Here is a 22,767-nt window from a genome sequence, read left to right as displayed (position 1 = left end):
ACAAGCCAGAAGCCCGGCCGGTGTCCCTCTCCAGAGGGCGCCGGCTGGGCGCGTTCGTGTTCCTGGCGCCGGGGCTGGCCTACCTGGTCGTGCTGCTCCTGGTGCCGCTGGCGCTGGTGCTCAGCTACACGGTCTTCCAGCGTGGCCGGTTCGGCGGCGTCATCTACGAGTTCACCTGGGAGAACTTCGAGCGCCTGTTCGACTCGCTCTATCTGCGGGTGCTCGTCGACTCGCTGGAGATGGCCGGGCTGGCGACGCTGATCGCGCTGCTGCTCGGATACCCGACGGCCTACCTGATCGCGCGCCTGCCGCGTAAGTGGAAGACGATCGCGCTGGTCGCGATCGTGCTGCCGTTCTGGACGAACTTCATCATCCGGGTCTACGCCTGGATCATCCTGCTGAGCCCGGAAGGGCTGATCAACGGCTGGCTGCAGGCGTTCGGGCTGGGCCCGTACGAGCTGCTCTACAACCGGGGCGCGATCGTGCTCGGCCTGCTCTACTCGTACCTGCCGCTGATGGTGCTGCCGCTCTACGCCTCCATCGAGAAGCTCGACCCGCAGCTGCGGGAGGCGTCGGCCAACCTGGGCGCCTCGGCGTTCACCACCTTCCGCAAGGTCACGCTGCCGCTGACGGTGCCGGGCGTGTTCACCGGCTGCCTGTTCGTGTTCGTGCCGAGCTTCGGCAACTTCGTCATCCCCGAGATGCTCGGCGGCGGCAAGTCGGCCATGGTGGGCAACCTGATCCGCACCGAGTTCCTGTCGGCGCGCGACTGGCCGTTCGGCTCCGCCCTGGCGCTGGCGCTCATCGCGGTGCTGCTCGTGCTCCTGGTCGTGCAGGCGTGGGTGACGCGCCGTGCGTAGATCAAGGTGGCTGCACGTCCCGTTCTGGGCGACGTACGTGTTCCTGTACGCGCCGATCGTGGTCCTGGTCGTCATGTCGTTCAACTCCGGCGACTCGGCGTACACCTACGAGGGGTTCAGCCTCGAGTGGTACGGCGAGCTGGCCGGCGACGAGCGGATCATGAGCGGCGTGGTCAACACGCTCATCGTGGCCACCGGCTCGACCGTGATCGCCACCGTGCTCGGCACGATGCTGGCCGTCGGCCTGGCCAGGCACTCCAGGTCCAAGACGCTGGACGCGCTGGCGCTGATGCCCGCCGTGCTGCCGGACCTGGTGCTCGCGATCGGGCTGCTGCTCTTCTACGGCCTGATCCAGCTCACGCTCGGGCTCTACTCGGCGGTGCTGGCGCACGCGCTGTTCTCGATGGCGTTCGTGGCGGCGGTGGTGCGCACCCGGCTCACCGGCGCGGACACCTCACTGGAGGAGGCCTCGCGCGACCTCGGCGCCGGCCCGTTCACCACGTTCATGAAGATCACGCTGCCGCAGCTGGCCCCCGGCATCGTCGCGGGCGCGCTGCTCGCGTTCACGCTGTCGCTGGACGAGTTCGTGATCGCCTACTTCACGATCGGCAACCACGAGCAGACGCTGCCGATCGTCATCTACTCGATGATCCGTTTCGGGGTCACCCCGAAGATCAACGCGCTGGCCGCGATCCTGCTCCTGGTGAGCTTCACGGCGGTGATCGCCGGACAGCGCATGACCAAGATCGGGGAAAGGATGCCGCGTGCTCAAGATTGACGGGATCACCCGCAGGTTCGGCGACGTCACCGCGCTCGACGGCGTCTCGCTGGAGATCGGCCAGGGCGAGTTCTTCGCCCTGCTCGGCCCGTCGGGCTGCGGCAAGACGACGCTGCTGCGCATCATCGCGGGGTTCGAGACGCCCGACGCCGGCACGGTGACGCTCGACGGCGAGAACCTGCTGGACAAGCAGCCGAACCAGCGCCCCATCAGCCTGATGTTCCAGTCGTACGCGCTGTTCCCGCACATGACCGTGCAGAAGAACGTCGCGTACGGACTGGAGCGCGAGAAGCTGCCGCGCGCCGAGATCAAGAAGCGCGTCGGCGAGGTGCTGGAGACGGTGGGCCTGTCGGAGCTGGCCGGCCGCAAGCCGAGCCAGCTCTCCGGCGGCCAGCGGCAGCGCGTCGCGCTGGCACGATCCATCGTCAAGCGCCCGCGCCTGCTCCTGCTGGACGAGCCGCTGTCGGCGCTCGACAAGAAGGTCCGCGCCGACATGCAGCTGGAGCTCAAGCGGCTGCAGAACGAGGTCGGCATCACGTTCGTGGTCGTCACCCACGACCAGGAGGAGGCCATGTCGCTCGCCGACCGCATCGCGGTCTTCGACAGCGGCGCGGTGCGCCAGGTGGACGAGCCGGTCGCGCTCTACGAGCGGCCCCGCACCCCCTTCGTCGCCGACTTCGTCGGCGCCAACAACCTCTTCGAGGGTACGGCCGGCGCCAAGGACGAGCTGGAGACCGAGGACTTCGGGGTGCTGCCCGGCTCCCCGGCGGAGGGCCTGGAGCAGGGCGCCAAGGCGCTGCTGGCCGTCCGGCCGGAGCGGGTCAGGCTGATCGGGGCCACCGAGTCACGCGGCCTGAAGGGCACCGTGGTGGACGTAAGCTTCTACGGAGGCGTCTCCCACGTCTCGGTCGGGGTTCCCGGCCGGGGCAAGCCCGTGCTGGCGGCCGTCCAGGGCGCGAGCGACGTGCGGCCGGGCGCCGAGGTCCGGCTCGACTGGCAGGCCGATGAGGCGGTCATCATCCCGGTGGATCAATGAAGCAGATCGTTGCCCGTGACCGTGCGGGCGTACGAGAGGATCAGCTCCGCGGCCTCGTCGGGGCCGATGAGCGGGTGACGAGCGGTGATGCGGTAGCCGTACGCGTCCTCCAGCGCGACCAGGTTGCGCGAGATCGTCAGCGTGTCGGTGGTGAGCCTGAAGACGCCCAGCGCCGCCCCGGTGTCCAGGATCGATTGATACATCGACACCTGCCGGTCGTACAGCGAGGTGAGCAGCACCCCGTAGACGCGGTTGCGGCCGGCCGCGCCGCCCATCTCGTTGAGCAGCCGCACGTCCGGGTCGAGCGATCCGGTGGGCAGCCCCGACCGGATCGTCAGCACCAGCTTGGCGACCGGGTCGGTGTGCGCGGCGAGCTGCCGCAGCCGCTGCTCGTAGAAGCGCTCCATGCCCGCGTGCTGCGCCTCGACCAGCAGCTCGCTCAGGTCGGGGTAGTGGTAGAGCACCGCGCCGGAGGTCAGCCCGGCCTCCTCGGCCACGTGCGAGAGCTGCACCCGGTCGATGCCATGCCGGATGATGGCCCGCCGCGCCGCCTCGATCAGGTCGATGCGCCGGTCACTGCGGCTCTTGCGCTGGGCCATCTTCGCCTTCGCTTCCCAGAGTTCGCTTTACATTCAGGAATCCGTTGACCATAGTGCCCTGAAGTTGACCTTCGCGCCAGATGCGTAATTGAATTCCCCTTCAAAAGGCTAGATCTCCCCGGAGCGCACATGTCTCTCACCATCCTGTTCATGCCGGAAAGCGCCTACGGCCCGACCAACAACAGCGCCGGCATCGGCGACATCCTCCGCCGCCGCGGCCACCGCGTCGTCTTCGCCGCCGAGGCGTCGTGGAAGGGCAAGCTCGAGGCGCTCGGGTTCGAGGAGGACCTGGTCGACCTCGCGCCTCCGGCCGAGGAGGAGCAGGACGCGGGCCAGTTCTGGAAGGACTTCATCCGCGACACCGCGCCCGAATACCGCAAGAGCACCCGCGAGCAGCTGGAGACCGTCACCGCTCCGATCTGGAAGGAGCTGATCGACGGCGCCAAGTACTGCGAGCCGCAGCTCAAGGAGATCATCGAGCGGGTCCAGCCGGACGTCATCGTCGAGGACAACGTGCTCACCTTCCCGGCGCTGCTGACCGCCGGCAAGAAGTTCGTCCGCATCGTCTCCTGCAACCCGCTGGAGGTCCGCGGCGAGGGCATCCCGCCGGTCTTCTCCGGCCTGCCCGCCGCCGACCGCGCCGAGTGGGACGCCTTCCGTGCCGAGTACGACCGCACCCACCGCGAGATGTGGACCGCCTGGAACGAGTGGTGCGTCGAGCAGGGCACCGAGCCGCTGCCCGAGCTCGACTTCATCCACGAGGGCGACCTGAACCTCTACGTGTACCCGGAGCTGCTCGACTACGTCGACGCCCGCCCGCTGGGCGCCAACTGGCACCGGCTCGACTCCTCGGTGCGCGAGACCGACGAGGACTTCGAGCTGCCCTTCGAGCGCGACGAGGGCGCCTCGCTGGTCTACTTCTCGCTCGGCTCGCTCGGCTCGGCCGACGTGGGTCTCATGCAGCGGGTGATCGACGTGCTGGGGACCACGCCGCACCAGTACGTCGTCTCCATGGGCCCGCTGCACGAGGAGATCAAGCTCGCCGGCAACATGTGGGGCGCCGAGTTCCTGCCCCAGACGAAGATCATCCCGCAGTGTGACCTGGTCATCACGCACGGCGGCAACAACACCACCACCGAGGCGCTCCACTTCGGCAAGCCGATGATCCTGCTGCCGCTCTTCTGGGACCAGTACGACAACGCCCAGCGGGTGCACGAACTCGGCTATGGTGTCAGGCTTTCCACCTACACCTTCACCGACGAGGAGCTGACGGGGGCGCTCGACCGCCTCCTCGGCGACGAAGAGATGCGCGCCAAGCTGGCCGCCGCCGGCGAGGAGATCCGCCGCCGCGACGGCCTGCGCAAGGCCGCCGACCTGATCGAGGAGCTCGGCCGCAGCTAGGCGGCCGGGGCCAGCGAGGAAAGTAAGTTCATGCGTACGTTGATCAACCCAGCCACCGGCACCGCCTGCGCCGAGGTGCCCGACACTCCCGTGGAGGCCGTCGAGGCCGCCGTGCGGCGGGCCCGCACGGCCTCCGCGGAGTGGGGCGAGGCCACGCCGGCCGAGCGGGCCAAGCTGCTGCTCCGGGTGGCGGACCTGGTGGAGGCCGAGGCCGAGGAGCTGACCAGGCTGGAGGTCGAGGAGACCGGCAAGCCCGCGGCCGTCTTCAGGGACGGCGAGCTGCCCTTCCTCGCCGACAACCTGCGGTTCTTCGCCGGGGCCGCCCGCTCGCTCGACGGCACCGGCGCCGGGGTCTTCAGCTCCGGCTACACCTCGGTGCTGCTGCGCCGCCCCGTCGGGGTGGTCGGGTCGATCGCGCCGTGGAACTTCCCGCTGGTCATGGCCGTCTGGAAGGTCGGCCCGGCGGTCGCCGCCGGCAACGCCGTGGTGATCAAGCCGGCTCCCCAGACGCCGCGCACGACGCTGCGGCTGGCCGAGCTGTTCGCCAAGGCGGGCGCGCCCGCCGGGCTCGTGCAGGCGGTCACCGGCGGCGCCGAGGTCGGCCAGGCCCTGGTCACCGACCCGGGGGTCGACATGGTGAGCGTGACCGGCTCCACCGAGACCGGCCGGGCCGTCATGACCGGCGCCGCCGCCACGCTCAAGCGGGTCCACCTGGAGCTCGGCGGCAAGGCTCCGGCGCTGGTCTTCGAGGACGCCGACCTGGCCGAGATGGCCCGCGGCGTGGCCATGGGCGCCACGTACAACACCGGCCAGGACTGCACCGCCGCCACCCGCGTGTACGTGGCCCGGCAGGTCTACGACGAGGTCGTGGAGGCGCTGCGGGCAACTCTTGCCGAAATCCGGGCCGGCGACCCCTGGGACCCGGAGACCGACATCGGCCCGCTGATCTCCGAGACGCACCGGGAGCGCGTGCACGGCTTCGTGGCACGTTCCGGCGGCCGGATCGCGCACGGCGGCGCGCCGGTCGCCGGGCCGGGCTTCTACTACCCGCCCACGCTTGTGACGGATGTCGCACAGGACAGCGAGATCGTCCAGGGCGAGCTGTTCGGGCCGGTGCTCGTGGTCCTGCCCTTCGACGGCGAGGACGAGGCGGTGCGGCTGGCCAACGACACCCGTTACGGTCTGGCCTCGTCGATCTGGTCGCGTGACGTGGCCCGCGCCATGCGCGTCTCACACCGGCTGGACGTGGGTGTGATCTGGGTCAACGACCATCTCCCGATCGCCAGCGAGGCTCCGCACGGCGGGGTCAAGGGCAGCGGGTCCGGCAAGGACATGAGCCAGGAGGCGGTCCTGGAGTACGCGGTGACGCGGCATCTCATGATCAAACACGCGGCGCCCGCTGAGCGGGACTCCTTCAGGCCAGCCTGAAAGCGTGTGCGGCGGAATGTCGCCCAAAATGCCTACTTGGGCGCATTTGATGGGATATGTTCGGTTGGCCGATCTGGTACGGAGTGTGTTCCAATTACCCAGCCCGGCAGATTCCCATGCGCCACACGCGTGTCTGATTTCTTCGAGCACGTAAGGCGAGAGGTAGCGAGAGTCAGTGAGGACGGAAAACCCCAAGCACACGAGGCCGGGGGACAACACAGGCGGACGTTTCCGGCTGGCGAACTGGCGCGTGCGCTCGAGGCTGGTAGCACTGATCCTCATCCCCACGGTCGTGGGTGTGCTGCTCGCCGGTTTGCAGCTCGCGAGCGCGATCAACACGAGCACCGAGTACCGGCGCCTCACCGAGGTGGCCGAGCTGGCGCAGCGCGTCGGAGCGCTCGCCCACGAGCTGGGCAAGGAGCGCACGCTCACCGCCTGGTACATCGCCGACCGCCGTCGTGCGGGGCGTCTCGCCCAGTTGCGTACCCAGCGTGGAACGGTCGATAACGCCAAAAAGCGGGTAATCGAGGCGGCAGGTGCGATCGACGACAGCCACGCCGCCCGCGTGCGCGCCGACGTCGACGGCATCCTGCGCTGGCTGAACGGCCTCGACGGCCTGCGTGACTCGATGACCGCCCAGAACGTCCCGCCCCGCGCGTCCATCAGCACCTTCACCGACATGATCGGCGTGCTCGCCAACCTGCAGAACGACCTCGGTGAGGGCATCGCCGACGACGGGCTCCAGGGTGACGCGGCCGCGCTGACGGCGCTGCAGCGGGCCAAGGAAGAGGTCTCCCGCCAGCAGGGCATCCTGGTCGTCGCCCTGGTCGAGCGGAAGCTGGACTACGACGACCTGTCCGACTTCCTGGGCTCCTGGAACCGGCAGCAGTCGGAGCTCGACAGCTTCACGCAGGAGGCGCGCACCGCCGACCAGGCCGCCTACCGGCAGGCCATGCGCGGCCCGGAGATCGACCGCGCCGACGCGATGCGCCAGCGGGCGCTGGCCCAGCTGCGCGAGTACTCCACCATCAGGGACCTCGACGTCACCACCCGGCGTGACCTCAGCCTCTGGTACGAGAGCACGACGCTGGCGGGCAACGCCATGCGCAAGGTCGAGGACAGCCTGGCCACCAGGGTCGTGACCCAGACCAGGGAGCTGAGCGACGCCGAGCAGCGCAACGCGATCATCTCCGGCGCGACCATCCTGATCCTGCTGCTCCTCGTCCTGGTGATCACCAGCCGGGTGGCCGGTTCGCTGGTCCGCCCGCTGCGCCGGCTGCGCGCCGAGGCGCTCCAGGTGGCCACCACCCGGCTGCCGGAGACGGTCCGCATCCTCCGCGAGGGCGGCGAGGGCGCCCAGATCCCCGAGGTCCCGTCGATCGGCGTCAACACCCGCGACGAGATCGGGGAAGTGGCCCGGGCCTTCGACGAGGTCCACCGCGAGGCGATCCGGCTGGCCGGCGACGAGGCCAAGCTGCGCGCCAACGTCAACGCGATGTTCGTCAACCTCTCCCGCCGCAGCCAGACTCTGGTCGAACGGCAGCTGCAGCTCATCGAGGGCCTGGAGCAGGGCGAGGAGGACGAGCAGCGGCTCGCCAACCTGTTCCGCCTGGACCACCTCGCCACCCGCATGCGCCGCAACAGCGAGAACCTCCTGGTCCTCGCCGGCCAGGAGGCCGCGCGGAAGTGGAGCGAGCCGGTGCCGCTGGTCGACGTGGCCCGCGCCTCGCTGTCCGAGGTCGAGAACTACGAGCGCGTCCAGATCCAGATCCCGTCCGGCATCCAGGTCGCCGGCCCGGCGGTCACCGACACCGTCCACCTGCTGGCCGAGCTGATCGAGAACGCCATCTCGTTCTCCCCGCGCGAGAGCAAGGTGCAGGTCAGCAGCCAGACCGCCGAGGGCGGCGTGCTGGTGACCATCAACGACCAGGGCATCGGCATGAGCCCCGAGGAGCTGGGCGAGGCCAACTGGCGGCTGGCCAACCCGCCGGTCGTGGACGTCGCCGTCTCGCGGCGCATGGGCCTGTTCGTGGTCGGCCGCCTGGCGCTGCGCCACGGCGTCCGTGTCCAGCTCAAGCAGCGCGAGCGCGGCGGCCTGAGCGCGATGGTGCTGCTGCCCGCGACGCTGCTCATCGGCGGGCAGGGCTCGGTGCCGAACCAGCGCTCGCAGTACGACGCGTTCACCAGCTTCGACCCGTCCCAGTTCGACTCCGCCGCCGCGGCGGCCAACGGCTCGGTCTTCCCCGCCCCGTCGTCCCTGTCCATGGAGACGAAGGACGTCCGGGGAAGCGACAGCGCGCCGCTCGACACCCAGTGGCCGGGCACGATCCCGGCGCCCGGTGGAGAGGGCTGGCCGTCGTACCCCGAGCCCGGCAAGCAGGACTGGCCGCCGTTCACCGAGCAGCCCGCCGCCGGCCAGCAGGGCGAGCCCCGCTGGCCGTCCTTCGCCGAGCAGCCGCCGGTCAACCCCGACGACTCCCGCTGGCCGTCGTTCGCCGACCAGCCGCCGTCGGCCAAGGCCGAGGAGCCGCGCTGGCCGTCCTTCGCCGACGAGCCGTCCGCGCAGCAGGACCAGCCGCGCTGGCCCTCGTTCGCCGAGGACCCCGCGGCGCGGCGCGACGAGGCCCAGTGGCCGTCCTTCGCCACCGAGCCGCCGCCGCAGCGGGAGGAGCCGCGCTGGGGATCCTTCGGCGACCCGGCCCCGCAGGCGCCCTTCGGGGCGGAGCCGAGCCAGCCCTTCGGCGCGGAACCGAGCTCGTTCGGCGACCAGCGCTGGCCCTCCTTCGCGGAGACGGTCAAGGCCGCCCAGTCCTACCCGTCGAACGGCAGCGCCGACCCGTTCGGGCCCGGCGAGTACTCCTCTCAGGACCTGACCGGCCCGCTTCCCGCGGTGCGCAACTCGCCGATGGAGGAGCAGGGCGAGGAGTTCCTGCCGATCTTCTCCTCCGTCGGCTCCGACTGGTTCCGCCGGCCCGAGTCCGAGCAGAGCGCGGAGCCTGAGCTCCGGGCCGCCGCTCCGGTGGAGGAGGCGGAGACCGCCCAGCACGCGGCGGTGACCGACCGTCCGGTGCTGCCGCAGCGCACTCCGGGTCAGTCGGGCGCGGGCGCGTCGTGGTCCTCTCCCGCCGACAGCGGCTGGCAGGCCGCGCAGGCCGCCGCCCAGCCCGCGCAGGGCGGCACCACGTCGTCCGGTCTGCCGCGCCGCGTGCCCAAGGCCAACCTGGTCCCCGGTACGGCGAGCCTCGCCGAACCTGCGGTCACCTCGCCCGCTCCGCAGATCTCGCCCGAGCGGCTGCGGAGCCGGCTGTCGAGTTTCCAGCAAGGTGTACGGCAAGGCCGCGCGTTCACCCGCGGAGATGTGAATGAGGAGGAGCAATGAGAGAGTTGAGCCAGGGAGCGCGTGGCATCAACTGGCTGATCACTGATTTCGTCAACAACGTGCCCGGCGTCGCGCACACCGTCGTGGTGTCGGCCGACGGCCTGCCGTTGGCCTACTCCGAGGGCTTTCCCAAGGACCGGGCCGACCAGCTCGCCGCGGTGGCCTCGGGCGTGATCAGCCTGACCCAGGGCGCCGCCCGGGTTTTCGAGGGCGGGATGGTGACCCAGACCGTCATCGAGATGCAACGCGGACTGTTGATGATCATGTCGATCAGCGACGGCTCCTGTTTGGCGGTTCTGGCCGCACCCGACTGTGACATGGGCCTGGTGGCCTATCAGATGACGCTGTTGGTCGAGCGTGCGGGGCAGGTGCTGACGCCTGCCGTACGCGCTGAACTGCAGGCGGCCCGCCCCCGCTAGCCGGGCGGTGACAGGAGATCATGGTGTCAGGTCAGGGTTGGGCTGGTGATAGCAATACTCCGCCGCATCCGTCGGCTCCCCGTCCGCCGAAGTCCAGCTCCCTGGTCCGGCCGTACGCCGTGACCGGGGGGCGAACCGCCCCGCGGATGAAGTTCGCCATGGAGGCGCTGGTGTCCTCCGTGACGTCCGAATACCAAGACATTTCAATGCTGAGTCCGGAATATCAGGCGATCATTCAGCTGACTCGGAACGTCCGGTCAGTTGCCGAGATCTCCGCCCTCTTAAAGCAACCTCTGGGGGTGGTCCGGGTGCTGATCGCCGACATGGCGTCAGAAGGCCTGATCCGCGTGCACCAGCCTGCCCTGGACGCGGGCAAGCCGGACCTCAACCTGCTGGAAAGGGTGCTCAGTGGACTTCGCAGGCTCTAGCGCCGGGCTCACCTCGACGAAGATCGTCGTGGCGGGCGGGTTCGGCGTGGGCAAGACGACGTTCGTGAAAGCGGTGTCCGAAATCCTGCCGCTCACCACGGAGGCGGTGATGACGGACGCGTCGGCCGGTGTGGACGACGTCTCGCTCACCCCCAACAAGACGACCACCACGGTGGCCATGGACTTCGGCCGCGTGTCGCTGGACCGGGAGTTGATCCTCTACCTGTTCGGCACGCCCGGTCAGCACCGGTTCTGGTTCATGTGGGACGACCTCGTACGCGGCGCCATCGGCGCGGTCGTGCTGCTCGACACCCGCCGGCTGGCGGACAGCTTCCCCGCGATCGACTACTTCGAAGAGGCCAAGCTGCCGTTCGTCATCGGCATCAACGGCTGGGACGGGCAGTTCGCCCACTCGGAGGACGAGGTGCGCGAGGCGCTGTCGATCGGCCCGCAGACCCCGATCGTGCGGCTGGACGCCCGCGTCAGGGACTCGGTCAAGGCCACCCTGATCGCGCTGGTCGAGCACGCGCTGTCCCGCCACATGCACGCGCCCGCCTGATCCGGACGGGAGAACGGCCGCCGCCGCGTTCCGGCGGCGGCCGCCGTGTGTCTCCGGCGCGCCCCCGGGAGGTCAGTGGGCCACCGGCTGGCCGCGGACCAGGCGGCCCACCTCGGCGCGCAGGTGGACGAAGTCGGGGTGCTCGCGGGTGTTGATCTGGTCGCGCGGCGACGGCAGGTCCACCTGGAGGTCGGCGACGACGTGCGCGGGCGCCTTGGAGAGCACCACCACGCGGTCGCCCACGTACACGCTCTCGTCGATGTCGTGTGTGATCAGCACGATCGTCATCTTGTGATGCCCGCGTACCTTGAGCACGAGGTCCTCCAGGTCCTCGCGGGTCTGCGCGTCGACCGAGCCGAACGGCTCGTCCATGAGCATCAGCGTGGGCCGGTAGGCCAGCGCGCGGGCGATCGCCACCCGCTGCTGCATGCCGCCGGAGAGCTGGAACGGGTACTTGCGGCCCGCGCCGGAGAGTCCCACCGACTCCAGCGCCTCGGCCGCGGCCTCGCGGCGGCGCTTCTTGTCCATGTTCTTGCGGCGCAGCGGCAGCGCCACGTTGTCGGCCACCGACATCCAGGGGAACAGGGACCGGCTGTAGTCCTGGAACACCACGGCGAGGTTGTCGGGGGTCTGCCTGACCAGCTCTCCGTCGACCTTGATGCGGCCGCCGGTCGGGGTGATCAATCCGGCGATGGACCGCAGGAGGGTGGACTTGCCGCAGCCGGAGGGGCCCACGATGCACAGTAACTCGCCCTCGGCCACGCTCAGGTTGAGCTGGTCGATGGCGTGGTGCGCGCTGGGCCCGCCGCCGCCGTAGATGTGGGTGAGGTTCTCTATCTCAAGCAAGGCGATTGTCCTAAAAGGGGGCGAATCCAGAGATAACACGGCGACTCTACCGAAGGCCACATTGGTTGCACATGGTTACGCCGCACCGGCCGGTTCATGTCAAGTGCCCGCCGTCTCGCGGGCGTGATGCCAGCCGAGCACGCGGCGCTCGACGACCAGGAACACCTCGTTCAGCAGATAGCCCAGGACGCCCAGGAGCACGATCCCGGCCCACATCGCCGGCAGGTTGAACATCGAGTACGCGACCGTCAGCTGGAAGCCGATGCCGTTCGTGGTGCCGGGCAGCAGCTCGGCGAAGACGGTGACGATCAGTGACAGCGACAGGGCCAGCCGCAGCCCGGCGAACACCTTCGGCAGCGCGGCGGGCAGCACGATCCGCAGCACCCGTTCCCGGCGCGACAGCCGGAAGGCCCGCCCGGTCTCCAGGTAGAGCGGCTCCACCGCGCGGGCGCCGTCGGCGGTGTTGAGCAGCACCGGCCAGATGATGCTGAACATGATGAAGGCGAGCTGCATCCGCATCCCGAAGCCGAACACCACGAGGAACACCGTCACCAGCGCCGGCGGCGGGATCGCCCGCAGGAACTGCAGCACGCCGTCGAGGTAGTCGTAGGCCCTGGAGGACAGCCCGAGCGCCAGCCCGAGCAGGATCCCGGCGGTGGCGCCGCCGGCCAGCCCGCCCGCCATCCTGCCCAGGCTCGGCAGGATGTCGGCCACGGCCTGGTCGGTCAGGAACAGCCTGCCGGGCGGCCCGGAGAACCACATGGCGTGCATCCGGGTCACGATCGTGGACGGCGGCGGGAAGAACGCGCTGCCTGCGGCCCTGGTCGCGACCTCCCAGAGGATCACGAGCACGATCAGCAGCGGCCACCGGAGCAGCGCCCCGCCCAGCCTGGTCATGAGCCGCCTCCCACGCGCGTGTGATGCCACCGGAACAGCCGCCGCTCGGCCGCCACCAGCAGGGCGTTGACCACCACGCCGAACAGCCCCACCCAGACGACCCCGGCGAGGATGTCGTCCATCCTGGCCGGCACCGCGATGCCGGCGAAGTAGATGAACACGCCGATGCCCTCGCCCCGTCCGGCCACGATCTCGGTGCTGACGGTCAGGATGAGCGCCACCCCGGTGGCCAGCCGGAAGCCGGTCATGATGAACGGCGCCGCCGAGGGCAGCGACACCCACCACAGCACCGAGAGACGGCCGAAGCCGTAGGAGCGCAGGGACTCCCTGGCCACCGGGTCCACGCCGCGCAGCCCGTACATCGTGTTGTAGAGGATGGGCCAGACGGCGGCGTAGATCACCAGCGTGACGCGCAGCTGCAGGCCGGTCCCGATGAGCAGCGCCACCAGCGGGATGAGCGCCACGGACGGGATGGGCCGCAGGAACTCCACGATCGCCCGCGTCGCCGCGTCGATCACCGGGACGCTGCCGAACAGCACGCCGAGCGGCACCGCGACCAGCGCCGCCACGGCCAGCCCGATCGCCCACGCGAGCACGCTCGTGCCCGCGTGCGCGCGGAAGCCCTCGTCGAACAGCAGGGCTCCGGCGCGCTGGAGGATCTCCGAGGCGGGCGGCAGGAACTCGGCCAGGCCGGCCCGCCCCGCGATCTCCACCAGCGCGGCGAACGCGAGCGCTCCCGTCACGCGGCGCGCCCACCGGGAGGACCGGGGACGCGCCAGAGGCGAGCGGGTGAGTACGGGGGCGTTCACCCCGAGGTGGTGGGCGACATCAGCGACGCGACGTCGATGTCCTTGCCGAGCCATCCGGCCTCGACCATCCAGTCGGCCACCCGCTGCAGCCGCACCGGGTTGTCGGAGCTGGAGAAGTACGGGAACGTGACGGTGGCGGCGGTCGCCTTCTCGATCTGGGTGAAGTTGGGCAGCACGTCGACGACGAGCTCGCGGTTGGACTCCATCATCTTGGCCGCGGCGTGCAGCGCGCGCTGGAAGGCGGCGGCCGTGTTCGGGTTCTTCTCGTACCATTCCTGGGTGCTGACGTAGCCCGAGATGGGGAACTCGGCGGCCGGGCCGGACGCCGGGTCGAGAATCTTACGGGCGCCCATCTGGGAGGTCGCCGCGGTCACCATGGGCTCACCCAGGTAAGCCGCGTCGATCTGGCCCTTCTGCCAGGCCGGCATGATGTTCTGGAACGTCACCTGGACGTATTTGATCTTTTTCGGATCGACATTATTTGCTTTTAGGACCTGGGTCAGCGCGAGCTCCTGGAAATTGTGCAGGACGTTCACGTTGATCGTCTTGCCTTCGAGGTCCTTGGCCGACCTGATCGGCGAATCAGGCAAAGCCATCACACTCAGGGAATCCGGGGCCGCGCGAGAGCCCTCGGCCAGGATCCGCAGCTTCAGCGCGCCCTGGTCGTGGGCCTGGAACATGGACACGTAATTGCCGAACATGGCGTCGATCTCGCCATTCAGGAGCATGGGAATGGCCTCGGGGGACGACTGCACGATCTGCGGCGTGACCTTGAGCCCCTCCTTCTCGAACAGTTTCTGGTCGATGGCCACGTACAGGGCGGCCGTGTCGATGGCCGGCAGGCCGACGACCTTGATCTCGGTCTTCTCCAGGCCGCCGTTGGCGGCAGCGGTTGAGGTCGGCGCGCTGGTCGTGGTGCTGTCACCGCTGCACGCGGTGATTCCCAGCGCCAGGACCAGCCCGATGACGGCGGCCCTGCTAGGACGGCCAAGCCTCATGTCTGGGACTCCCTTCGCACGGTTAGACGGAGCCTGAAGGTAGGGGGGTGGTCTGTTTCTCGCGGGAGGTGCGCCTGGACACGCAACAAGCACTGACGGTAGCACCAGATGGCGCTCCATCATCGCGAAAATAACACTTATGGTTGCATTGCCGGTTTGACGTTCTATCGTGGTGATTGGCTTGAACAATTAACAATCTTCGTGCTTTCGCCTGCCTTGACTGGGGTTGAGGGGCTCGGGTCGGGCGGTGAAGGAGGTGATGGGTGGGTTCCCGATACTGGTGATGCGTTCGATGATCGGCCAATACGAGCTGTGAGTCGGCTGCCCTCATTTCTCATGACGTGATGGGCGGTCTGGTGACCGTGTCGCGATATCGGGGACGATTAGGCGCCCCGTGCTCGAAATGGCCCTCATCTCGATAGTCAATGAGCCCCCACCCGCAATGGTCATCGAGATTCCCCGTCCGGGGCGAGAGGTTGCGAAGGCAGTGAGTAAGCAGGGTGCTGTAGCTTCCGTTGACCGCGAACCGCACGGCCACCAGGACCGACACCGGACCAGACCTTTCCCGAGCAGATTCCGTCTGGGCAACTGGCACGTGCGATCACGCCTGGTCGCGCTCATCGCGGTGCCCACGGCCGTGGGCGTCGCCCTGGGCGGCCTGAACGTGATCACCTCGCTCCAGGACGCGAACACGTACCAGACCCTGCGCGAGGTCGCCGAGCTGAGCGAGTCGCTCGGCGCGGTCTCCCACGCGCTCGCCGCCGAGCGGGACGAGACCGCTCTCTACATCGCCCAGGGCAGGCCCGACGTGCGCGAGCCGCAGCTGCGCGGCATCCACAACGAGGTCGACGACCTCATCGCGGACGTCAGGCAGCGCGCCACCGCCGTGAACGACACCCACGGCGACGCCGTCCGCCCGGTGCTGCGCAGGCTGGAGGAGATCCGGGCGCTGCGCGACACCGCCGTCGAGGGCAAGATCCAGCCGTTGCCGACGATCGTCAAGTACTCCCAGATCAACGCGGGCATCCTGCAGTTCCACGACCAGCTCGGCCAGGTCGCCGTCGACGACGTGGTCGCGCACACCGCGGGCGCCATGGCGGCGATCGCGCGGGCCAAGGAGCAGGCGTCCAGACAGCGCGGCATCCTCGCCAGCGCGCTGGACAAGAAGAGCTTCGACGCCGGCGAGCTGGACTCCCTCACCACGTCCAAGGCGCGAGAGGAGAGCGAGGAGACGCTCTTCGCCACGCTGGCGACGCAGGACCAGCTCGAACTCTTCCGCAACGTGGTCGTGGGCCAGGACATCGACCAGACCGACCTGTTCCGGCTCCGGGCCATCGCGCAGTCGGCGCAGAACCGGCCGCTGAGCATCGGCACCGACCCGGCCAAGGACGTCGCCACCTGGTTCGACGTGAGCTCCGGCAAGATCGAGGCGATGCGGAAGGTGGAGACCTCGCTGTCCTCCTCCCTCATCCTGCGCGCCCGCGCGCTGGAGGACGGCGCCAACAGGGCCGCGCTGATCTCGGCCGGGCTCATCATGATCCTGCTGCTCGTGGTGCTCGCCGTCATCACGCTCATCGCCCGCTCCCTGATCAGGCCGCTGCGGAGGCTGCGCCGAGAGGCGCTGGACGTGGCCAACCACCGCCTGCCGGAGACCGTGCGCACGCTGCGCGACAGCGGTGACGCGACGCCCGCCCCCGTCGCGCCGATCGGGGTCAAGACCGAGGACGAGATCGGCGAGGTGGCGCGGGCGTTCGACGAGGTGCACCGGGAAGCGGTGCGGCTGGCGGGGGAGGAGGCGCGGCTGCGCGCCAACGTCAACGCGATGTTCGTGAACCTGTCGCGGCGCAGCCAGACGCTGGTCGAGCGGCAGATCACCCTGATCGACGGCCTGGAGCAGGGCGAGCAGGACGAGCAGCGGCTGGCCAACCTGTTCAAGCTGGACCACCTGGCCACCCGCATGCGCCGCAACTCCGAGAACCTGCTGGTCCTCGCCGGTCAGGACCCGCCCCGCCGGTGGAGCCAGCCGGTCAAGATGGTCGACGTGGCTCGCGCCTCGCTGTCGGAGGTGGAGGGATACGAGCGGGTGGTGCTCCAGGTCCCCGACGGGGTGTCGATCGCCGGTCAGGCCGTCAACGACGTGATCCACCTGCTGGCCGAGCTGGTGGAGAACGCGCTGTCCTTCTCCCCGCGCGAGACCCGCGTGACGCTCTCGGGCAGCCGGATCGACGGCGGCGGCGTGATGCTGTCGATCACCGACTCGGGCATCGGCATGACCCAGGAAGAGCTCGCCCAGGCCAACGAACGGCTGACGGACACGCCCGGCATGGACGTCGCGGTCTCGCGCCGCATGGGCCTGTACGTGGTGGCCAGGCTGGCGCACCGGCACGGCGTCCGGGTGCAGTTGCGCCCGCACGCCTCGGGCGGGCTGACCGCGATGGTGCTCATCCCCGAGTCGCTGCTCGCCCAGTCGGCCGCCCTCGCGGGCGCGTCCGGCGGCCAGGGCGACGCGTACACCGGGCCCCAGCCCGCGCCGATGCCGCTCAACGTCTTCCCGATGGGCCCCGGACACCCCTCCTTCCCAGGCCCCGACGTCGGAGCGGACGGCGCCGGCTCCGTCTGGCCGGCCCCGCCGTGGCCGCCGGACGGAAGCTGGCCGGAGCCCAGCCGGGGCGGCGGCGGGTCGTACGAGACCAACGACTGGGTGCCCCCGCGCACCCCCGGATGGAACGGCGGCAACCCGCCGATGCCCCGCCGTGGCATGCCCGACCAGCGGCAGCCCATGGGCTACGCGTACGGCGAGCGCATCGACCCGCCGGAGCGGCCGAAGTACGAGTTCCCCGGCAGCGAGCCGTCCACCGGCCCGCTCCCGGCCGTCGGCCCCGGCTCCTCCGGCAGCGGGGACGACTACCTGCCGATCTACGCCGCGGTGGAGTCGGCCTGGTTCGAGCGCGGCGGTTCGAGCTGGAGCTCGTCGAAGGCGGACGAGGGCTGGTCGGCGGCGCAGGCGGCCGTGGAGCCGGTACGCGACGGCTCGACCGCGGCCGGGCTGCCCAAGCGGGTGCCCAGGGCGAACCTGGTGCCCGGCTCGGCCGAGACCGCGTCGGCGCCCAAGGGCGTCATGCCGGTGCCCGCCGTCTCGCCGGATCGGACCCGCTCCCGGCTGTCGAGCTTCCAGCAGGGCTTCCGCGCGGCGCGCGACGACATCAACGGCGGCCGGACACCGGCGAACACGCCCCCGCCCGGCCCGGCCTTCGGCGGGAACGCGTCCGGAGGGAACACCTTCGGCGGCATCAACGGCAGGAACGACGACACAGGCGAGGACCTATGAACGAGCTGAGCCATGCCGCACGTGGCGTGGACTGGTTGATCACCGATTTCGTCAGCACGGTGCCGGGCGTGGCGCACGCCGTGGTGGTCTCCTCCGACGGGCTGCCGCTGGCGGCCTCGTCGGGGTTCCCCGCGGACAGGGCTGATCAGCTCGCGGCCATCGCGTCCGGCCTGGTGTCGCTGACCGCGGGAGCGGCCCGGGTGTTCGAAGGCGGCGGGGTGGCGCAGACCATCGTCGAGATGCAGCGGGGGCTGATGCTCATCATGTCGGTCTCGGACGGCTCCTGCCTGGCGGTGCTGGCCGCCCCCGACTGCGACATGGGCCTGGTGGCGTACCAGATGACCTTGATGGTGGACCGGGCGGGGCAAGTGCTCACGCCCGCGGTGCGTGCGGAACTGCGCGCGGCCCAGACCAGGTGATGCGGGTGACGGATTCGCGGTGGAACAGCGGCGGCTGGGAGCAGGGCCTCCCGCCCCGATCGCAGGCCGACCCGGCGTCGCCGGTGCGGCCTTACGCGGTGACCGGCGGGCGGACGGCGCCGCGGGTCAAGCTGGCGATGGAGGCGCTGGTGTCGTCGGCCACCGCCGAACACCGGGAGTTCTCCCATATAACCCCTGAATATCAAGCGATTTCCCGATTGTGTCGTCAGGTGCGGTCGGTCGCCGAGGTGTCGGCTCTGCTGCACATCCCCCTGGGGGTGGCGCGGGTGCTGATCGCCGACATGGCGGCTGAAGGGCTCGTACGCGTGCACCAGCCGCAGCTGGATGCCGGCCGTCCGGACGTCAACTTGCTGGAAAGGGTGCTCAGTGGACTTCGCAGGCTCTAGCGGGGAATTGACCTCGACCAAAATAGTGGTGGCCGGCGGCTTCGGGGTGGGCAAGACGACGTTCGTCGGCGCCGTGTCGGAGATCATGCCGTTGACGACCGAGGCCGTGATGACCGACGCGTCGGCGGGGATCGACGACCTCGGCATGACGCCGCTGAAGTCGACCACGACCGTGGCCATGGACTTCGGGCGGGTGTCCCTGGACCGTGACCTGATCCTCTACCTGTTCGGCACGCCGGGTCAGCACCGGTTCTGGTTCATGTGGGACGACCTGGTGCGCGGCGCGATCGGGGCGGTGGTGCTGGTCGACACGCGGCGGCTGGCCGACAGCTTCCCGGCGATCGACTACTTCGAGGAGGCCCAGCTGCCCTTCATCGTGGGCGTCAACGGCTGGGACGGGCAGTATCCGCACCCCGACAGCGAGGTGCGCGACGCGCTCTCGCTGGTCCCGCACATCCCGCTCATCCGCCTGGACGCGCGCTCCAAGGAATCGGTGAAGGGCGCGCTCATCCACCTGGTCGAGCACGCCCTGACCGTGCGCACCGCCGTCCCCGGCTGGAACGGCTAGGCGGGAACCGCCTCGATCACGCTGGCGGCGGCCTCCAGGCCGACGACCCTGGTCAGGGTGAGGTCCGCGCGGGCGAGCAGCGCACCGTACTCCGCCCTGCTGCGCTCGGCGCCGCCGTCGAAGACGGCGAGCATCCGCATGTCGAGGTCCTTGCCCAGGTGGGGAGCGTCGTCGTCGGGCAGCACGATCTCCAGGATCAGCACCCGGCCGGTCGGGCTCATCGCCTGACGCACCGTGCGCAGGATCGCCACCGCGTCCTCGTCGTCCCAGTTGTGCAGCACGCTGCCGAGCAGGTAGGCGTCCCGGCCCTCCGGGACCGACCGGAAGAAGTCGCCCGGCACCAGCTCGCAGCGGCCGGCCAGACCGTCGTCCGCGAGCGCCTGCCTGGCCTGCTCGACGACGTGCTCCCGGTCGAGCAGCACTCCGCGCATCTCGGGGTTGGCCCGCAGGATCGCCGACAGGATGTGTCCACGCCCGCCGCCCACGTCCACCAGGCTGTGCACGCCGGTGAAGTCGTAGCCTTTCACCAGGCCCTCGATGAACGGGATCGCCCTGGTCGACATGTATTCGCCGAAGATCCTGCTCGCCTCGGGGTCGGTGGCCAGGCTCTCGTAGAGAGGGCCGTAGCGGGCCGTGAGCGCCGACGATCCCGAGCGGACGGTGGCGGGCAGGTTGCCCATCGCATACCAGAGCCTCTCGTCGCCAAGCATCCGGATCGACGAGCGCAGCGAGCCGGGGACGTCCGAGCGCAGCGCGGTGCCCCGTTCGGAGAGGTCGTAACGGTCGTCTCCGGCACGCCGCACCAGGCCCATGGCCGCCAGCTCGCGCAGCACCCTGCGGAGCGCGCGCGGATCCGCCTCGCACCGCCTGGCCAGCTCGGCCGGCTCGAGCGGGCCGTGGGCCAGCTCGTCGGCCACGCCCAGCTCGGCCATGGTCAGCAGGGCCGCGAAGCGGGAAAGATCCGCCATCGCGTCCCAGATGAGGTCGTCGGAGTGACGCATGGATTCCTTTCTCGATCTCGTATCGTCATGGTCTGCGGGTGGCCTGGCGGTGCCAGACCAGGACCCGCCGTTCGGCCAGCACGAACAGCGCGTTCACCAGATAGCCGAGCACGCCGAGCAGCGCGATCGCCGACCAGACGCCGGCCGCGTCGAAGCTCCGCTGCGCCTGCAGCATCTGGTAGCCGATGCCGTCGGTGCCGCCGAAGATCTCCGAGAGCACCATGAGGATCAGCGCCAGCGACAGGCTCAGCCGCAGCCCGGCGAAGATCTTCGGTGACGCCGCGGGGATGACGACCACCCGCAGGTGCTGGGCCTTCGACAGCCCGAACACGGTGGCGGTCTCGGTGTAGGTGCGGTCCACCGACCGGGCGCCGTCGATGCTGTTGAGCAGCACCGGCCAGATGACGCCGAACACGATCGTGGCCAGCTGCGTCGCCAGGCCCGACTGGAACAGCACGAGGAACAGCGGCAGCAGCATCGGCGGCGGCACCGCCCGGCCGAACTCGATCAGCCCGTCCACGTACCCGGAGATGGTACGCGAGCGCCCCAGGATCACCCCCACCACCACGCCGATCAGCGAGGCGAGGACCCAGCCGCCGAACATGCGGCCGAGGCTGGGCATGATGTTGGCGAACGCGTCATCGGTGAGGAACAGCCGGGAGGCCGGTCCCGAGAACCACAGCTCGTACATCCGCACGACGATCTCGCTGGGAGGCGGGAAGTCGTCGTCCACGTAGACGAAACGGGTGACCAGCTCCCAGGCGACTATCACCAGGGGTACGAACCAGAGCCGGTTGAGCACCTTCACGTCCGCGCCCCTCCCGTCCGCAGCCAGTGCCAGCGGAACAGGCGCCGCTCGGCCGTCTGCAACGCCAGGTTCGCCACCACGCCGAAGATCCCGGCCCACAGCGTGGCCGCCATGATCAGGTCCATCCGGTTGCCCGAGCCGGCCGCGACCGCGAACACGCCGATGCCGTTGACGCCGCCGGCCAGCAGCTCCGCGCTCACGGCCAGCACCAGCGCGATCCCGGCGGCGATCCGCACGCCGGTCGCCATGAACGGCGCGGCGCTGGGCAGGCTGACCCGGGCCAGCACCGCCAGCGGGCCGAACCCGAAGGTCCGCATCGACTCCTTGGCCAGCGGGTCGACGTCGTGCATGCCGTACAGGGTGTTGATGAGGATCGGCCACAGCGACGCGTAGACGATGACCGAGACCTTCATCAGCGAGTCTTCGGGGATGAGCAGGATCGCCAGCGGGATGATCGCCACCGACGGGATCGGCCGCATGAACTCCAGCAGCGGCCGGACCGCCTGCTCCGCCCGGGGCAGCGCGCCGAGCAGCACGCCCAGCGGCACCCCGACGCCGATCGCGACCAGCAGGCCGAGCGCCCAGTTGCCGATCGTAACCAGCATTCCTTCGAGGAACTCGGGGTCCGCCAGGAGGAGGGCGGCTTCGTACAGGATCACCGACGGAGCCGGGAAGTCGAACGTCCGGGACACCCAGAGTCTGACGACCAGCTCGCCGAGAATGAGGAAGCCCGCGACGCCGATGGCGCCGCGGGTCAGTTGGGCACTTCTCATCCTGCTGCTGGGGGAGCCACGATGATCGACTTCACGTCGATCGGCTTCTCGAGGTACTTGTACTCGAGCATCAGGTCGGCGACCTTCTGCAGCCGGTCGGCGTTCAGCTCGCTCGGGTAGGTGCCGAGCGTGATCACCGACGCGACCTCCGGCGTGATCTTCGTGTACGTCGGGATCATCGCCTCGATCTCCTTGCGGTCGCTGGAGGCGAGGGTCTGGGCCTTGGAGATCGCGCGCTGGAAGGCGGCCAGCGTCTTCGGGTGCTTCTGCGCCCACTCCTCGGTGGCCATCCAGCCGGCGATGGGCAGGTTCTCGGTCTCACCGGTCATCGTGTCGGCGAGCTTGCGGAAGCCGAGCTGGCTCTGCGTCGCGGTGATGAACGGCTCGGTGATCCAGCCGGCGTCGGCCTGGCCGCTCGCGATGGCGTTGCCCATCTCGGGGAACGGCTTCTCCGCGAATTTGACGTCGTTTTCAGTAAGACCGGCGACCTTCAGCTGCGTCGTCACGGCAAGCGTGGCGACGTTGCGCAGGTTGTTGACCAGGATGGTCTTGCCCTTGAGGTCCGCCACCGCGTTAATCGGCGAGTCCTTCGGGACCATGATGTTGAAGTTGTTTTCAGCGGCCTGGTACATGTCCGCGACGAGCTTCAGCTTCTTGCCGGCCTCGACCGCGGAGAAGGTCGAGACGTAGTTCGTCATGGAGATGTCGAGTGAGCCGTTCTCCACTTGCGGGATCGCGGCCGCGCCACCGGTAATGATGACCGGCTCGACCGTGAGGCCCTCCTCCTTGAAGTAGCCCTTGGCGTTCGCGATATAGAGCGACACGGGGTCGGGAATGGGGAGGGCCCCCACCTTGATGGTGGTCTTTTCCAGACCGTCGGCGTTGGCCGTCGTGTCGGGGGACTCGCCGCCGCTGCCACAGGCGGTAAGGGCGAGTGCGACTGCGGCGCCGACGGCAATGGCGCGACAGCGCAGGTTGCGTGTCATGGGGAAGGTCTCCTACCAGGGGGGAAGCTATTGGAGCGCG

General features: G+C 69.6%; 22 protein-coding genes. 13 read left to right on the top strand and 9 right to left on the bottom strand.

The window, feature by feature from the left end; translation table 11 throughout:
- Positions 1 to 20 precede the first annotated feature (20 nt).
- From ABD999_RS07170 to ABD999_RS07160, 3 genes are read left to right on the top strand one after another with little or no spacing between them, the layout of a single operon-like run.
- On the top strand, positions 21 to 860 hold the full coding sequence (locus ABD999_RS07170) for an ABC transporter permease (RefSeq protein WP_271275869.1): 840 nt from the start codon (positions 21 to 23) through the stop codon (positions 858 to 860).
- Positions 853 to 1,638 carry an ABC transporter permease gene (locus tag ABD999_RS07165; protein WP_271275868.1) on the top strand — a complete coding sequence of 262 codons (786 nt, stop codon included), beginning with the start codon at positions 853 to 855 and terminating at the stop codon, positions 1,636 to 1,638. Before ABD999_RS07170 ends, ABD999_RS07165 begins: the two co-directional genes overlap by 8 nt.
- Positions 1,625 to 2,674: an ABC transporter ATP-binding protein gene (locus ABD999_RS07160; RefSeq protein WP_271275867.1), complete on the top strand. Its 1,050-nt coding sequence runs from the start codon at positions 1,625 to 1,627 to the stop codon at positions 2,672 to 2,674. The genes ABD999_RS07165 and ABD999_RS07160 overlap by 14 nt, the downstream gene beginning before the upstream one ends.
- Here ABD999_RS07160 and ABD999_RS07155 read toward each other — a convergent pair.
- On the bottom strand, positions 2,668 to 3,273 hold the full coding sequence (locus ABD999_RS07155) for a TetR/AcrR family transcriptional regulator (protein WP_148033800.1): 606 nt from the start codon (positions 3,271 to 3,273) through the stop codon (positions 2,668 to 2,670). The genes ABD999_RS07160 and ABD999_RS07155 overlap by 7 nt on opposite strands.
- A gap of 129 nt (positions 3,274 to 3,402) precedes the next feature.
- Between ABD999_RS07155 and ABD999_RS07150 the strand changes: the two genes are divergently transcribed.
- From ABD999_RS07150 to ABD999_RS07125, 6 genes are all read left to right on the top strand, one after another.
- Positions 3,403 to 4,674, top strand: coding sequence for a glycosyltransferase (locus ABD999_RS07150; protein ID WP_271275866.1), 1,272 nt, complete (start codon positions 3,403 to 3,405; stop codon positions 4,672 to 4,674).
- A 30-nt stretch (positions 4,675 to 4,704) separates the two neighbouring features.
- Positions 4,705 to 6,102 carry an aminobutyraldehyde dehydrogenase gene (locus ABD999_RS07145; RefSeq protein ID WP_271275865.1) on the top strand — a complete coding sequence of 466 codons (1,398 nt, stop codon included), beginning with the start codon at positions 4,705 to 4,707 and terminating at the stop codon, positions 6,100 to 6,102.
- Positions 6,103 to 6,352: 250 nt separating this feature from the next.
- Entirely contained in the window at positions 6,353 to 9,481 is a 3,129-nt protein-coding gene (locus tag ABD999_RS07140) for a sensor histidine kinase (protein WP_345482633.1), read from the top strand.
- Positions 9,478 to 9,900, top strand: coding sequence for a roadblock/LC7 domain-containing protein (locus tag ABD999_RS07135; RefSeq protein ID WP_148033796.1), 423 nt, complete (start codon positions 9,478 to 9,480; stop codon positions 9,898 to 9,900). The genes ABD999_RS07140 and ABD999_RS07135 overlap by 4 nt, the downstream gene beginning before the upstream one ends.
- 20 nt (positions 9,901 to 9,920) lie before the next feature.
- The gene (locus ABD999_RS07130; protein ID WP_246640375.1) at positions 9,921 to 10,328 is read left to right on the top strand and encodes a DUF742 domain-containing protein; all 408 of its coding nucleotides are present in this window, start codon (positions 9,921 to 9,923) and stop codon (positions 10,326 to 10,328) included.
- A complete protein-coding gene (locus ABD999_RS07125; RefSeq protein WP_148033795.1) occupies positions 10,309 to 10,887 on the top strand; it encodes a GTP-binding protein in 579 nt (192 codons plus the stop codon). Before ABD999_RS07130 ends, ABD999_RS07125 begins: the two co-directional genes overlap by 20 nt.
- 72 nt (positions 10,888 to 10,959) lie before the next feature.
- On the opposite strand, the gene ABD999_RS07120 is transcribed toward ABD999_RS07125, so the two are convergent.
- From ABD999_RS07120 to ABD999_RS07105, 4 genes are all read right to left on the bottom strand, one after another.
- Positions 10,960 to 11,733 carry an ABC transporter ATP-binding protein gene (locus ABD999_RS07120; RefSeq protein ID WP_187281345.1) on the bottom strand — a complete coding sequence of 258 codons (774 nt, stop codon included), beginning with the start codon at positions 11,731 to 11,733 and terminating at the stop codon, positions 10,960 to 10,962.
- Between the two features lie 99 nt (positions 11,734 to 11,832).
- On the bottom strand, positions 11,833 to 12,630 hold the full coding sequence (locus ABD999_RS07115; RefSeq protein WP_148033794.1) for an ABC transporter permease: 798 nt from the start codon (positions 12,628 to 12,630) through the stop codon (positions 11,833 to 11,835).
- Positions 12,627 to 13,373, bottom strand: a complete 747-nt coding sequence (locus tag ABD999_RS07110) for an ABC transporter permease (protein ID WP_271275863.1) — start codon at positions 13,371 to 13,373, stop codon at positions 12,627 to 12,629. The genes ABD999_RS07115 and ABD999_RS07110 overlap by 4 nt, the downstream gene beginning before the upstream one ends.
- A gap of 62 nt (positions 13,374 to 13,435) precedes the next feature.
- Positions 13,436 to 14,437 carry an ABC transporter substrate-binding protein gene (locus ABD999_RS07105; RefSeq protein WP_187281344.1) on the bottom strand — a complete coding sequence of 334 codons (1,002 nt, stop codon included), beginning with the start codon at positions 14,435 to 14,437 and terminating at the stop codon, positions 13,436 to 13,438.
- 595 nt (positions 14,438 to 15,032) lie between these two features.
- Between ABD999_RS07105 and ABD999_RS07100 the strand changes: the two genes are divergently transcribed.
- From ABD999_RS07100 to ABD999_RS07085, 4 genes are all read left to right on the top strand, one after another.
- Positions 15,033 to 17,765 (top strand): sensor histidine kinase, encoded by a 2,733-nt coding sequence (locus tag ABD999_RS07100; protein ID WP_187281343.1) that lies wholly within the window; start codon positions 15,033 to 15,035, stop codon positions 17,763 to 17,765.
- The gene (locus ABD999_RS07095) at positions 17,762 to 18,184 is read left to right on the top strand and encodes a roadblock/LC7 domain-containing protein (RefSeq protein ID WP_148033790.1); all 423 of its coding nucleotides are present in this window, start codon (positions 17,762 to 17,764) and stop codon (positions 18,182 to 18,184) included. Before ABD999_RS07100 ends, ABD999_RS07095 begins: the two co-directional genes overlap by 4 nt.
- Before the next feature lie 83 nt (positions 18,185 to 18,267).
- Complete coding sequence (locus ABD999_RS07090) at positions 18,268 to 18,591, top strand: DUF742 domain-containing protein (protein ID WP_148034881.1); 324 nt, start codon at positions 18,268 to 18,270, stop codon at positions 18,589 to 18,591.
- Positions 18,592 to 18,598: 7 nt separating this feature from the next.
- Positions 18,599 to 19,159 carry a GTP-binding protein gene (locus tag ABD999_RS07085; protein ID WP_148033789.1) on the top strand — a complete coding sequence of 187 codons (561 nt, stop codon included), beginning with the start codon at positions 18,599 to 18,601 and terminating at the stop codon, positions 19,157 to 19,159.
- Here ABD999_RS07085 and ABD999_RS07080 read toward each other — a convergent pair.
- From ABD999_RS07080 to ABD999_RS07065, 4 genes are read right to left on the bottom strand one after another with little or no spacing between them, the layout of a single operon-like run.
- Positions 19,156 to 20,160 carry a methyltransferase gene (locus ABD999_RS07080; RefSeq protein WP_148033788.1) on the bottom strand — a complete coding sequence of 335 codons (1,005 nt, stop codon included), beginning with the start codon at positions 20,158 to 20,160 and terminating at the stop codon, positions 19,156 to 19,158. The two genes, ABD999_RS07085 and ABD999_RS07080, sit on opposite strands and share 4 nt — an antisense overlap.
- 25 nt (positions 20,161 to 20,185) lie before the next feature.
- Positions 20,186 to 20,968, bottom strand: a complete 783-nt coding sequence (locus ABD999_RS07075) for an ABC transporter permease (RefSeq protein ID WP_148033787.1) — start codon at positions 20,966 to 20,968, stop codon at positions 20,186 to 20,188.
- The gene (locus ABD999_RS07070; protein WP_148033786.1) at positions 20,965 to 21,741 is read right to left on the bottom strand and encodes an ABC transporter permease; all 777 of its coding nucleotides are present in this window, start codon (positions 21,739 to 21,741) and stop codon (positions 20,965 to 20,967) included. Before ABD999_RS07070 ends, ABD999_RS07075 begins: the two co-directional genes overlap by 4 nt.
- Positions 21,738 to 22,727 carry an ABC transporter substrate-binding protein gene (locus ABD999_RS07065; protein ID WP_261808793.1) on the bottom strand — a complete coding sequence of 330 codons (990 nt, stop codon included), beginning with the start codon at positions 22,725 to 22,727 and terminating at the stop codon, positions 21,738 to 21,740. Before ABD999_RS07065 ends, ABD999_RS07070 begins: the two co-directional genes overlap by 4 nt.
- Positions 22,728 to 22,767: the final 40 nt, after the last annotated feature.

The organism is Nonomuraea ferruginea, assembly GCF_039540635.1.
GTDB classification, from domain to species: domain Bacteria; phylum Actinomycetota; class Actinomycetes; order Streptosporangiales; family Streptosporangiaceae; genus Nonomuraea; species Nonomuraea ferruginea.
The sequence above is the reverse complement of the archived record's forward strand: the minus strand, read 5'-3'. Positions and strand labels throughout refer to the sequence as shown.